This window comes from Streptomyces sp. NBC_00178 (assembly GCF_036206005.1).
GTDB lineage: Bacteria > Actinomycetota > Actinomycetes > Streptomycetales > Streptomycetaceae > Streptomyces.
In genome coordinates this window covers 4,314,395-4,326,810 of the sequence record NZ_CP108143.1, presented here as the reverse complement: position 1 = coordinate 4,326,810, position 12,416 = coordinate 4,314,395, and the positions used below count along the sequence as shown (strand labels likewise).

11 protein-coding genes are annotated in these 12,416 nt (G+C 69.7%); all 11 read right to left on the bottom strand.

Annotated features, from left to right (window positions below; translation table 11 throughout):
• From nuoL to OHT61_RS18895, 11 genes are read right to left on the bottom strand one after another with little or no spacing between them, the layout of a single operon-like run.
• Positions 1-1,896, bottom strand: coding sequence for an NADH-quinone oxidoreductase subunit L (gene nuoL, locus OHT61_RS18945; RefSeq protein ID WP_329039979.1), 1,896 nt, complete (start codon positions 1,894-1,896; stop codon positions 1-3).
• Between the two features lie 12 nt (positions 1,897-1,908).
• Positions 1,909-2,208, bottom strand: coding sequence for an NADH-quinone oxidoreductase subunit NuoK (gene nuoK, locus OHT61_RS18940; protein ID WP_327115797.1), 300 nt, complete (start codon positions 2,206-2,208; stop codon positions 1,909-1,911).
• Positions 2,205-3,059 carry an NADH-quinone oxidoreductase subunit J gene (locus tag OHT61_RS18935; RefSeq protein ID WP_329039978.1) on the bottom strand — a complete coding sequence of 285 codons (855 nt, stop codon included), beginning with the start codon at positions 3,057-3,059 and terminating at the stop codon, positions 2,205-2,207. Before OHT61_RS18935 ends, nuoK begins: the two co-directional genes overlap by 4 nt.
• Entirely contained in the window at positions 3,056-3,646 is a 591-nt protein-coding gene (gene nuoI, locus OHT61_RS18930; RefSeq protein WP_329039977.1) for an NADH-quinone oxidoreductase subunit NuoI, read from the bottom strand. Before nuoI ends, OHT61_RS18935 begins: the two co-directional genes overlap by 4 nt.
• Entirely contained in the window at positions 3,639-5,057 is a 1,419-nt protein-coding gene (gene nuoH / locus OHT61_RS18925; RefSeq protein WP_329039976.1) for an NADH-quinone oxidoreductase subunit NuoH, read from the bottom strand. Before nuoH ends, nuoI begins: the two co-directional genes overlap by 8 nt.
• On the bottom strand, positions 5,054-7,561 hold the full coding sequence (locus OHT61_RS18920) for an NADH-quinone oxidoreductase subunit G (protein ID WP_329039975.1): 2,508 nt from the start codon (positions 7,559-7,561) through the stop codon (positions 5,054-5,056). Before OHT61_RS18920 ends, nuoH begins: the two co-directional genes overlap by 4 nt.
• Positions 7,558-8,931 (bottom strand): NADH-quinone oxidoreductase subunit NuoF, encoded by a 1,374-nt coding sequence (gene nuoF / locus OHT61_RS18915; protein WP_329039974.1) that lies wholly within the window; start codon positions 8,929-8,931, stop codon positions 7,558-7,560. Before nuoF ends, OHT61_RS18920 begins: the two co-directional genes overlap by 4 nt.
• Entirely contained in the window at positions 8,931-9,755 is an 825-nt protein-coding gene (gene nuoE, locus OHT61_RS18910) for an NADH-quinone oxidoreductase subunit NuoE (protein ID WP_329039973.1), read from the bottom strand. Before nuoE ends, nuoF begins: the two co-directional genes overlap by 1 nt.
• Positions 9,756-9,784: 29 nt before the next feature.
• Positions 9,785-11,143 (bottom strand): NADH-quinone oxidoreductase subunit D, encoded by a 1,359-nt coding sequence (locus OHT61_RS18905; RefSeq protein ID WP_329039972.1) that lies wholly within the window; start codon positions 11,141-11,143, stop codon positions 9,785-9,787.
• Complete coding sequence (locus OHT61_RS18900; RefSeq protein WP_329039971.1) at positions 11,143-11,853, bottom strand: NADH-quinone oxidoreductase subunit C; 711 nt, start codon at positions 11,851-11,853, stop codon at positions 11,143-11,145. Before OHT61_RS18900 ends, OHT61_RS18905 begins: the two co-directional genes overlap by 1 nt.
• Positions 11,850-12,404, bottom strand: a complete 555-nt coding sequence (locus OHT61_RS18895) for a NuoB/complex I 20 kDa subunit family protein (protein ID WP_014154689.1) — start codon at positions 12,402-12,404, stop codon at positions 11,850-11,852. The genes OHT61_RS18900 and OHT61_RS18895 overlap by 4 nt, the downstream gene beginning before the upstream one ends.
• Between the last annotated feature and the right edge of the window lie 12 nt (positions 12,405-12,416).

Sequence of the window (12,416 nt, the reverse complement as noted above, 5' to 3'; positions counted from 1 at the left end):
TCAGACCGCCCTCATCAGCAGGGTCGCGGCGATGAGTACCGCCGCGCCGCCGAACATCGAGACCGCGTAGGAGCGGGCGTAGCCGTTCTGCAGCCTGCGCAGCCGGCCGGAGAGCCCGCCCATCGAGGCGGCCGTGCCGTTGACGACGCCGTCGACCAGGCTGTGGTCGAGGTAGACCAGGGAGCGGGTGAGGTGTTCGCCGCCGCGGACCAGGACCACGTGGTTGAAGTCGTCCTGGAGCAGGTCGCGGCGTGCCGCCCTGGTGAGCAGCGAGCCGCGCGGGGCCACGGCCGGCACGGGCCTGCGCCCGTACATGGCCCAGGCGATGGCGACACCGATGACGAGCACCACCATGGTGGCGGCCGTGACGGTGGTCGCGCTGACCGGGGCGTGCCCGTGGGAGTGACCGGTGACGGGCTCCAGCCAGTGCAGGAACCGGTCGCCGATGGAGAAGAAGCCTCCGGCGAAGACCGACCCGAAGGCCAGCACGATCATGGGGATCGTCATCGACTTCGGCGACTCGTGCGGGTGCGGCTCGTGGCCCTCCGCGTCCGGCTGCCAGCGCTTCTCCCCGAAGAACGTCATCAGCATCACGCGCGTCATGTAGAACGCGGTGATCGCGGCGCCCAGCAGGGTGACCGCTCCGAGGATCCAGCCCTCGGTGCCGCCCTTCGCGAAGGCCGCCTCGATGATCTTGTCCTTGGAGAAGAAGCCGGAGAGGCCCGGGAAGCCGATGATCGCGAGGTAGCCGAGGCCGAAGGTGACGAAGGTGACCGGCATGTACGTCCGCAGGCCTCCGTACTTCCGCATGTCGACCTCGTCGTTCATGCCGTGCATGACCGAACCGGCGCCGAGGAACAGCCCGGCCTTGAAGAAGCCGTGCGTGACCAGGTGCATGATCGCGAAGACGTAGCCGATGGGGCCGAGGCCGGCCGCGAGGATCATGTAGCCGATCTGCGACATCGTCGAGCCCGCGAGGGCCTTCTTGATGTCGTCCTTGGCGCAACCGACGATCGCACCGAAGAGCAGGGTGACCGCGCCGACGACCACGACGACCAGCTGGGCGTCGGGAGCCCCGTTGAACACGGCGGCCGAGCGGACGATGAGGTAGACGCCCGCGGTCACCATGGTGGCGGCGTGGATGAGGGCCGAGACCGGGGTCGGGCCCTCCATCGCGTCCCCGAGCCAGGACTGCAGCGGCACCTGGGCCGACTTGCCGCAGGCGGCGAGGAGCAGCATCAGTCCGATCGCGGTGAGCTTGCCCTCGCTCGTGTCCCCGGTCGCGGCGAACACCGGGCCGAAGGCGAACGTTCCGAAGGTCGTGAACATCAGCATGATCGCGATGGACAGGCCGATGTCGCCGACCCTGTTGACCAGGAACGCCTTCTTGGCGGCGGTGGCCGCGCTGGGCTTGTGCTGCCAGAAGCCGATGAGCAGGTACGACGCCAGACCGACGCCCTCCCACCCGACGTACAGCAGCAGGTAGTTGTCGGCGATGACCAGGATGAGCATCGCCGCGAGGAACAGGTTGAGGTAGCCGAAGAAGCGGCGCCGCCGCTCGTCGTGCTCCATGTACCCGATGGAGTAGATGTGGATCAGTGTGCCCACACCCGTGATCAGCAGGACGAACGTCATCGACAACTGGTCGAGCTGGAAGGCCACGTCGGCCTGGAAGCCCTCGACGGGGATCCAGCTGTACAGGTGCTGGTGCAGGGCGCGGTCCTCGGCGCCCTTGCCCAGCATGTCGGTGAACAGGACGGCACCGATGACGAAGGACGCGGCGGAGAGCACCGTGCCGATCCAGTGTCCGGCCCGGTCGAGCCGGCGGCCGCCGCAGAGCAGCACCGCCGCTCCGAGCAGGGGCGCCGCCACCAGCAGCGCAATCAGGTTTTCCACGATTCCGACCCCTTACAGCTTCATCAGGCTGGCGTCGTCGACCGAGGCCGAGTGGCGGGAGCGGAACAGCGACACGATGATCGCGAGCCCGATGACGACCTCCGCGGCGGCGACGACCATCGTGAAGAACGCGATGATCTGGCCGTCGAGGTTTCCGTGCATCCGGGAGAACGTGACGAGCGTGAGGTTGCAGGCGTTGAGCATCAGCTCGACGCACATGAACACCACGATCGCGTTCCGCCTGATCAGCACGCCGGACGCGCCGATCGTGAACAACAGGGCCGCGAGGTAGAGGTAGTTGACCGGATTCACTTGGCGACCTCCTCCTCTTCCTCCGCGCGGTCGCCGGCCGTGCCGCGGTCACGGCCCAGTCGCTCCACGGAGCGCTGTTCCAGTGCCTTGAGGTCGGCGAGCGACTCGCTGGACACGTCGCGGATCTGTCCGCGCTGCCGCAGGGTCTGCATGACGGTGAGTTCGGACGGGGTGCCGTCCGGGAGCAGTCCCGCGATGTCCACGGCGTTGTGCCGGGCGTAGACACCGGGGGCCGGCAGCGGCGGGAGGTGGCTGCCGCGCACCCGCTCCTGGGAGAGCTCCCGCTGCGTCTTCGCTCGCTCCGTGCGCTCGCGGTGCGTGAGCAGCATCGCGCCGACGGTCGCCGTGATCAGCAGGGCGCCCGTGATCTCGAAGGCGAAGACGTACTTGGTGAAGATGAGGTTGGCCAGGCCCTCGACGTTCCCGCCGTACCTCGCGTTCGCCGCACCGAGACCGTTGAACGACGTCAGCGACGCCTGGCCGATGCCGGCGATCAGGAGGATGCCGAAGCCGAGTCCGCAGGCGGCGGCCAGCCAGCGCTGGCCCTTGAGGGTCTCCTTCAGGGAGTCCGCCGCCGTGACACCGACGAGCATGACCACGAAGAGGAACAGCATCATGATGGCGCCGGTGTAGACGACGACCTGGACGATGCCCAGGAAGTAGGCGCCGTTGGCGAGGTAGAACACCGCCAGCACGATCATGGTCCCGGCGAGCGACAGCGCGCTGTGCACCGCCTTCTTCATCAGGACCGTGGAGAGTGCGCCGATGACGGCGACGGTGCCGAGCAGCCAGAACTGGACGGCCTCACCCGTCGAGGTGGCCGTGGCGGCTGCGGCCAGGTCGGGGCTCATGCGTCCACCTCCTTCTCTCCCTTGGAGACGGCGGTCTGGCGCTCCGTGCCGGGTGCGGCCTCGGTCACCAGGCCCCGGTAGTAGTCCTGTTCGTCCATGCCGGGGAAGATCGCGTGCGGGCTGTCGACCATGCCCTCGTCGAGGCCCGCGAGCAGCTCGTCCTTGGTGTAGATGAGGCTCTCGCGGGTGGTGTTGGCGAGCTCGAAGTCGTTGGTCATGGTCAGCGCCCGGGTGGGGCACGCCTCGATGCACAGTCCGCACAGGATGCAGCGCGCGTAGTTGATCTGGTAGACGCGGCCGTAGCGCTCCCCCGGGGAGTAGCGCTCCTCGTCGGTGTTGTCCGCCCCTTCGACGTAGATCGCGTCCGCGGGACACGCCCAGGCGCACAGCTCGCAGCCGACGCACTTCTCCAGCCCGTCCGGGTGACGGTTGAGCTGGTGCCGGCCGTGGAAGCGCGGAGCCGTCACCTTCGGCGTCTCCGGGTACTGCTCGGTCAGCCGCTTCTTGAACATGGCCTTGAAGGTCACGCCGAAGCCGGCCACAGGATTCTGGAACTTCTCCCCTGAGGGGTCTGCGGAGTCAGACACCGTCGGCCTCCCTTCCGTCACTCGCACTTGCGGCACCCACGTGTTCGTCACTCCGGGTGTCCGGTCCACCACTGACAACGAGCTCCCGCTCCCGCCGCGCACTGCGGCGCGGTACCGGCGGCAGTGTCTGGCCGGGCAACGGCGGTACGGGGAATCCGCCGGCCATCGGGTCGAAGGCCGGCTCGGGTCCGGCCTCCTCCTCGGCGGCCCTGGCCCTGCGGTCGCGGAAGACGTCCGCCACGAAGGAGACCAGCAGGACGGCGATGACGGCCCCCGCGACGTACAGCAGGATGCTGGAGAACTCGTAGCCTTCGTTGTTCAGCGCCCTGACGGTGGCGACCAGCATCAGCCAGACCACCGAGACCGGGATCAGGACCTTCCAGCCGAGCTTCATCAGCTGGTCGTAGCGGACCCGGGGCAGGGTGCCGCGCAGCCAGATGAAGAAGAAGAGGAGCACCTGCACCTTGACGACGAACCAGAGCATCGGCCACCAGCCGTGGTTCGCGCCCTCCCAGAAGGTGCTGACCGGGTACGGTGCCCGCCAGCCGCCCAGGAAGAGGGTCACGGAGACCGCGGAGACGGTGACCATGTTGACGTACTCGGCGAGCATGAACATCGCGAACTTGATCGACGAGTACTCGGTGTTGAAGCCGCCGACGAGGTCGCCCTCGGACTCCGGCATGTCGAACGGGGCCCGGTTGGTCTCCCCGACCATCGTGACGATGTAGATGATGAACGAGACCGGCAGGAGCAGGACGAACCAGCGGTCCTGCTGCGCCGCCACGATCTCGGACGTCGACATCGAGCCGGAGTAGAGGAACACGGAGGCGAACGCGGCGCCCATCGCGATCTCGTAGCTGATCATCTGGGCGCAGGAGCGCAGTCCGCCGAGCAGCGGGTACGTCGATCCGGACGACCAGCCGGCCAGCACGATGCCGTAGATGCCGACGGACGCGACCGCGAGGATGTACAGCATCGCGATCGGCAGGTCGGTCAGCTGCATCGTCGTGCGGTGGCCGAAGATCGACACCTCGTTGCCGGCCGGGCCGAAGGGGATCACGGCGATCGCCATGAACGCGGGCGCCGCGGCGATGACCGGGGCCAGGATGTAGACGACCTTGTCGGCGCGCTTGACGACCACGTCCTCCTTCAGCATCAGCTTGATGCCGTCGGCGAGCGACTGGAGCATGCCCCAGGGTCCGTGCCGGTTGGGACCGATGCGCAGCTGCATCCAGGCGACGACCTTGCGCTCCCACACGATGGAGAAGAGCACGGTCACCATCAGGAACGCGAAGCAGAAGACCGCCTTGACGACGACGAGCCACCAGGGGTCCGTGCCGAACATGGAGAGGTCCTCGGCTGCGAGGACGGCGCCCTGGGGCGCCGCGGCGAGTTGGGCGAGGCCGGTCACTCTCCTACCTCCGATGTCACGACGTGGGAACCCGGGGCGGCCGGACCGATCCGGACCAGTCCGCCCGGCTGGGCACCGGTGTCGGCGGGGACGCCCCGGCCGACGGAGTTGAGGGGCACCCACACCACCCGGTCCGGCATCTCGGTGACGGCCAGCGGGAGTTCGGTGGTGCCGGCGGGGCCGGTGACGGCGAGCAGATCGCCGTCCTTCACCCCGGACTCGGCGGCGGTGGCCGCGGAGAGCCGGGCGACGGCGGCGTGCCGTGTGCCGGCCAGTGCCTCGTCGCCCTCCTGGAGACGGCCCCGGTCGAGCAGCATCCGGTGGCCCGCGAGGACCGCTTCGCCGTCGCCGGGCCGGGGCACCGGACGGGACGTGGCCCGGGGGTCCTCGGCGTGGCCGCCCTGCCATCCGCCGAGGCGGTCGAGCTCACGGCGGGCCGCCCTCAGGTCGGGCAGGCCCAGGTGCACGTCGAGCGCGTCGGCCAGCATGTGCAGTACCCGGGCGTCGGTCGGGCAGAGCGTCCGTGGCATCTGCTCGGGCTTGAGCGCGGCCTCGAACATCCGCGCCCGGCCTTCCCAGTTGAGGAAGGTGCCGGGCTTCTCCGCCACGGCGGCCACGGGCAGGACCACGTCGGCGCGTTCGGTGACCGCGCCGGGACGCAGCTCCAGCGAGACCAGGAAGCCGACCTCGTCGAGCGCGCGCAGCGCCCCCGCCGGGTCGGGCAGGTCCTCGGGGTCGACGCCCCCGACCAGCAGCGCGGCCAGCCCGCCGTCCGCAGCGGCCTCCACGATCTGGCCGGTGTCGCGGCCGAATCCGGCGGGGAGTTCGGCGACGCCCCACACGGACGCCACCTCCTCCCTGGCCCGCGGGTCCGTGGCGGGACGGCCGCCCGGCAGCAGCGACGGCAGCGCGCCCGCCTCGATCGCCCCCCGCTCACCGGCCCGGCGCGGGATCCACACCAGTGCGGCGCCGGTGGCGGCGGCGGTCCGTACGACGGCGCTCAGCGCGCCGGGCACCGCGGCGAGCCGCTCGCCCACCACGATCAGGGCGCCCTCGCCGCTCAGCGCCTCGGCGGCGGCGGCACCGTCGCCCTCCAGGCCGACACCGCCCGCGAGGGCGTCCAGCCATTCGGTCTCCGTGCCCGGCGCGGCGGGCAGCAGCGTGCCGCCCGCCTTCTCCAGGCCGCGGGTGGCGTGCGAGGCCAGTGCGAACGTCTTCTGCCCGTGCTTGCGGTGGGCCTTGCGCAGCCGGAGGAAGACGCCGGGCGCCTCCTCCTCGGACTCGAATCCGGCGAGCAGGACGGCCGGCGCCTTCTCCAGCGTGGTGTAGGTGACGCCGCTGCCGTCCAGGTCACGTCCCCGTCCGGCGACGCGGGCGGCCAGGAAGTCGGCCTCCTCGCCGCTGTGGACGCGGGCCCGGAAGTCGATGTCGTTCGTGGCGAGCGCGACCCGCGCGAACTTGCTGTAGGCGTAGGCGTCCTCGACGGTCAGCCGGCCGCCGGTGAGCACCCCGGTCCGGCCGCGTGCGGCGGACAGTCCGGCCGCCGCCGCCTCCAGCGCCTCGGGCCAGCTCGCCGGCTCCAGCACGCCCTCCGCGTTGCGTACCAGCGGAGTGGTGAGCCGGTCGCGCTGCTGGGCGTAGCGGAAGCCGAAGCGGCCCTTGTCGCAGAGCCACTCCTCGTTCACCTCGGGGTCGTTGGCGGCGAGCCGCCGCATGACCTTGCCGCGGCGGTGGTCGGTCCGGGTCGCGCAGCCTCCGGCGCAGTGCTCGCACACCGACGGCGTCGACACGAGGTCGAAGGGCCGGGAACGGAAGCGGTACGCCGCCGAGGTGAGCGCCCCGACCGGGCAGATCTGGATGGTGTTGCCGGAGAAGTACGACTCGAAGGGGTCGCCCTCGCCGGTGCCGACCTGCTGGAGGGCGCCGCGCTCGATCAGTTCGATCATCGGGTCGCCCGCCACCTGGTTGGAGAACCGGGTGCAGCGCGCGCAGAGCACGCAGCGCTCGCGGTCCAGCAGCACCTGGGTGGAGATGGGGACGGGCTTCTCGAAGGTGCGCTTCTTCCCGTCGAAGCGGGAGTCGGCGCCTCCGTGCGACATCGCCTGGTTCTGCAGGGGGCATTCGCCGCCCTTGTCGCAGACCGGGCAGTCCAGCGGGTGGTTGATGAGCAGGAGCTCCATCACCCCCTTCTGGGCCTTCTCCGCGACCGGCGAGGTGATCTGCGACTTCACGACCATGCCGTCGGTGCACGTGATGGTGCAGGAGGCCATCGGCTTGCGCTGGCCCTCGACCTCGACGATGCACTGCCGGCAGGCGCCGGCCGGGTCGAGGAGGGGGTGGTCGCAGAAGCGCGGGATCTCGATGCCGAGCAGTTCGGCGGCGCGGATGACGAGGGTGCCCTTCGGCACGCTGATCTCGATGCCGTCGATCGTGAGCGTGACCAGGTCCTCGGGCGGGATGGCCGCCTCGCCGCCCCCGGAGGGCGCACTCGTGGTGACTGTCATGCGTTCACCCCCCGGTGAGCGTTCTTGTCGTCTTTGTCGTCGGCCCAGAGGGTCGACCTGGCGGGATCGAAGGGGCAGCCCTTGCCGGTGATGTGCTGCTCGTACTCCTCACGGAAGTACTGCAGCGAGGAGAAGATCGGCGAGGCGGCGCCGTCGCCGAGGGCGCAGAAGGACTTGCCGTTGATGTTGTCGGCGATGTCGTTCAGCTTGTCGAGGTCGGCCATCTCGCCCTTGCCGGCCTCGATGTCGCGGAGCAGCTGGACGAGCCAGTAGGTCCCTTCGCGGCAGGGTGTGCACTTGCCGCAGGACTCGTGGGCGTAGAACTCGGTCCAGCGGGTGACGGCGCGCACCACGCAGGTGGTCTCGTCGAAGCACTGCAGCGCCTTGGTGCCGAGCATGGATCCGGCGGCGCCGACGCCCTCGTAGTCCAGGGGCACGTCGAGGTGCTCCTCGGTGAACATCGGGGTGGAGGAGCCGCCGGGGGTCCAGAACTTGAGGCGGTGCCCGGCACGCATGCCGCCGCTCATGTCGAGCAGCTGGCGCAGGGTGATGCCGAGCGGGGCCTCGTACTGCCCGGGGCTGGTGACGTGCCCGCTGAGCGAGTAGAGCGTGAAGCCCGGGGACTTCTCGCTGCCCATGGACTTGAACCAGTCCTTGCCCCTGTGCAGGATCGCGGGAACCGAGGCGATGGACTCGACGTTGTTCACCACGGTGGGGCAGGCGTACAGACCGGCGACCGCGGGGAAGGGGGGCCGCAGCCGGGGCTGGCCGCGCCGTCCTTCGAGCGAGTCGAGCAGTGCGGTCTCCTCACCGCAGATGTACGCGCCCGCGCCCGCGTGCACCGTGAGTTCCAGGTCGAGGCCCGAGCCCAGCACGTCCTTGCCGAGGTAGCCGGCCTCGTAGGCCTCGCGCACCGCCTCGTGCAGCCGCCGCAGGACGGGCACGACTTCGCCGCGCAGGTAGATGAAGGCGTGCGAGGAGCGGATCGCGTAGCACGCGATCACGATGCCCTCGATGAGGCTGTGCGGGTTGGCGAAGAGGAGCGGGATGTCCTTGCAGGTTCCGGGCTCCGACTCGTCGGCGTTGACGACGAGGTAGTGCGGCTTGCCGTCGCCCTGCGGGATGAACTGCCACTTCATCCCGGTGGGGAACCCGGCGCCGCCGCGCCCGCGCAGACCGGAGTCCTTGACGTACGCGATGAGGTCGTCGGGCGTCATGGCCAGGGCCTTGCGCAGTCCCTCGTAACCGTCGTGGCGGCGGTAGGTCTCCAGGGTCCAGGACTCCGGCTCGTCCCAGAAGGAGGAGAGGACGGGGGCCAGGAGTTTCTCCGGGCTCGTCCCGTTCTTGTCGATCTCGGCTGCCAAGGTCATCACTCCCCCTCCTCGGCGGTGGGCCCGGCCGGGTTCGCCGGGTCGGAGGCCGAGGTCTGCTGCGGCGCGTCATGCGAGCTGAGGTGCTCGGTCGGTGAGGGGTCGTGGGGGGCGGAGTCCTGCGGGGACTCGCCTCGCGGCCCGACCACCCGTGCCTGCGCGACGCCCTCGCCCCTGGCGAGCCTGAGCCCCACCAGGGACGCCGCGCCCGCACCGCCGGTGGCCTCGACGGCGCCGGGGCGCTGGTCGGGGAAGCCGGCCAGGATGCGCGCCGTCTCCTTGTAACTGCACAGCGGGGCACCGCGGGTGGGCTCGACGGTACGGCCGGCGATCAGGTCGTCGACGAGCTTCGTGGCGCTCTCGGGCGTCTGGTTGTCGAAGAACTCCCAGTTGACCATCACGACGGGCGCGAAGTCGCAGGCCGCGTTGCACTCGATGTGTTCGAGGGTGATCTTGCCGTCGTCGGTCGTCTCGTCGTTGCCGACGCCCAGGTGGTCCTTGAGCCGGTCGAAGATGGCGTCGCCGCCCATGACCGCGCAGAGGGTGTTGGTGCACACCCCGACCTGGTAGTCGCCGCTCGGCCGGCGGCGGTACATCGAGTAGAAGGTGGCGACGGCCGTGACCTCGGCGGTGGTGAGGCCGAGCTGGTCGGCGCAGAAGGCCATGCCGGTGCGCGAGACGTACCCCTCCTCGGACTGCACCAGGTGCAGCAGCGGGAGCAGCGCGGAACGGGTGCCGGGATAGCGGGCGATCACCTCCTTCGCGTCCGCTTCGAGCCGGGCGAGCACGTCGGCCGGGTAGGCGGGGGCGGGGAGCTGCGGCATCCCCAGGCTGACTTCTTGGTTGGACGCGGTCACCGGTCGACGCCTCCCATCACGGGGTCGATGGACGCGACGGCGACGATGACGTCGGCGACCTGGCCGCCCTCGCACATCGCCGCCATGGCCTGGAGGTTGGTGAAGGACGGGTCGCGGTAGTGGACCCGGAAGGGGCGCGTGCCGCCGTCCGAGACGACGTGCACGCCGAGTTCGCCCTTAGGGGACTCGACGGCGGTGTACGCCTGCCCGGCCGGGACCCGGAAGCCCTCGGTCACCAGCTTGAAGTGGTGGATCAGGGCCTCCATGGAGGTGCCCATGATCTTCTTGATGTGGTCGAGCGAGTTGCCGAGGCCGTCGGGTCCGAGCGCGAGCTGCGCGGGCCAGGCGATCTTCTTGTCGGCGACCATGACCGGGCCCGGCTCCAGCCGGTCCAGGCACTGCTCGACGATCCGGAGCGACTGCCGCATCTCCTCCAGCCGGATGAGGAAGCGGCCGTAGGAGTCGCAGGTGTCCGCGGTGGGCACGTCGAAGTCGTAGGTCTCGTAGCCGCAGTACGGATCCGTCTTGCGCAGGTCGTGCGGGAGGCCGGCGGACCTGAGGATCGGGCCGGTGGCGCCGAGCGCCATGCAGCCGGTCAGGTCGAGGTATCCGACGTCCTGCATACGGGCCTTGAAGATCGGGTTGCCGGTCGCGAGCTTGTCGTACTCCGGCAGGTTCTTCTTCATGGTCTTCACGAACTCGCGGAGCCGGTCGATCGCGCCCATCGGGAGGTCCTGGGCGAGGCCGCCGGGCCGGATGAACGCGTGGTTCATCCGCAGGCCGGTGATCAGCTCGAAGAGGTCGAGCACGAGTTCACGGTCGCGGAAGCCGTAGATCATGATCGTCGTGGCGCCGAGCTCCATGCCGCCGGTGGCGATGCACACCAGGTGGGAGGAGATCCGGTTGAGCTCCATCAGGAGCACCCGCAGGACGGTGGCCCGGTCGGGGATCTGGTCCTCGATGCCGAGGAGCTTCTCCACCCCGAGGCAGTAGGCCGCCTCGTTGAAGAACGGGGTCAGGTAGTCCATGCGGGTCACGAAGGTCGTGCCCTGCGTCCAGTTCCGGAATTCGAGGTTCTTCTCGATGCCGGTGTGGAGGTAGCCGATGCCGCAGCGGGCCTCGGTGACGGTCTCGCCGTCGATCTCCAGGATCAGCCGCAGCACTCCGTGCGTGGAGGGGTGCTGGGGACCCATGTTCACGATGATGCGTTCGTCGTCCGACTTCGCCGCGGACTCGACGACCTCGTCCCAGTCGCCGCCGGTGACTGTATATACAGTCCCCTCGGTCGTGGCACGGGCGTCGGAGAGCGGCGTCCCGGACACGCCGGGCGTCGCGTGGGAATGGGGAGTGCTCATCAGCTGTACGACCTCCGCTGGTCCGGAGCCGGGATCTGGGCGCCCTTGTACTCGACGGCGATGCCGCCGAGGGGGTAGTCCTTGCGCTGCGGGAAGCCCTGCCAGTCGTCCGGCATCATGATCCGGGTCAGGGCGGGGTGCCCGTCGAAGATCAGCCCGAAGAAGTCGTAGGTCTCGCGCTCGTGCCAGTCGTTGGTCGGGTAGACCCCGACGAGCGACGGGATGTGCGGGTCGCTGTCCGGGGCGGACACCTCCAGGCGGATCAGCCGGCCGTGGGTGAGCGACCGCAGGTGGTACACCGCGTGCAGCTCGCGCCCCTTGTCCCCGAGGTAGTGGACGCCGCTGACGCCCGTACACAGCTCGAAGCGCAGGGCGGGGTCGTCGCGCAGGGTGCGGGCGACCCGGACCAGGTGCTCGCGCTCGATGTGGAAGGTGAGTTCCCCCCGGTCGACGACGGTCTTCCCGATCGCCTCGGAGGGGAGCAGGTCCTGCTCCTCCAGGGCGCCCTCCAGCTCGTCGGCCACCTCGTCGAACCAGCCGCCGTACGGCCGTGACGTGGCCCCCGGCATGGTCACGGACCGGACGAGGCCGCCGTAGCCGGAGGTGTCGCCTCCGTTGTTGGCGCCGAACATGCCCTTGCGTACGCCGATGACCTCACCGGAGTCGTCGCGCGGTGTGGGCAGCGGTGCGCCGTTCTTCTCGTCGCTCACCGGAGCAGCCCCTTCATCTCGATCAGGGGGAGCGCCTTGAGCGCCGCTTCCTCCGCCTCGCGGGCGGCCTCCTCCGCGTTGACCCCGAGCTTGGAGCCCTGGATCTTCTGGTGGAGCTTGAGGATGGCGTCGATCAGCATCTCGGGACGCGGCGGGCATCCCGGCAGATAGATGTCGACCGGAACAATGTGATCAACACCCTGAACAATGGCGTAGTTGTTGAACATTCCGCCCGATGACGCACAAACCCCCATGGAGATGACCCACTTGGGGCTCGGCATCTGGTCGTAGACCTGCCGCAGGACGGGCGCCATCTTCTGGCTGACGCGTCCGGCGACGATCATCAGATCCGCCTGCCGCGGTGATCCGCGGAAGACCTCCATCCCGAAACGGGCCAGGTCGTAGCGCCCCGCGCCGGTCGTCATCATCTCGATGGCGCAGCAGGCGAGGCCGAAGGTGGCCGGGAAGACGGATGACTTCCGCACCCAGCCCGCGGCCTGTTCGACAGTGGTCAGCACGAAGCCGCTGGGCAGCTTCTCTTCGAGTCCCATGGTGTGCCCCTC

Bases quoted from the DNA above. Each gene is read 5' to 3' on its own strand.
- OHT61_RS18935 (WP_329039978.1), bottom strand. From the start codon at position 3,059: ATGAGCCCCGACCTGGCCGCAGCCGCCACGGCCACCTCGACGGGTGAG.
- OHT61_RS18920 (WP_329039975.1), bottom strand. From the start codon at position 7,561: ATGACAGTCACCACGAGTGCGCCCTCCGGGGGCGGCGAGGCGGCCATC.
- nuoF (WP_329039974.1), bottom strand. From the start codon at position 8,931: ATGACCTTGGCAGCCGAGATCGACAAGAACGGGACGAGCCCGGAGAAA.
- nuoE (WP_329039973.1), bottom strand. From the start codon at position 9,755: ATGCCGCAGCTCCCCGCCCCCGCCTACCCGGCCGACGTGCTCGCCCGG.
- OHT61_RS18905 (WP_329039972.1), bottom strand. From the start codon at position 11,143: ATGAGCACTCCCCATTCCCACGCGACGCCCGGCGTGTCCGGGACGCCG.
- OHT61_RS18895 (WP_014154689.1), bottom strand. From the start codon at position 12,404: ATGGGACTCGAAGAGAAGCTGCCCAGCGGCTTCGTGCTGACCACTGTC.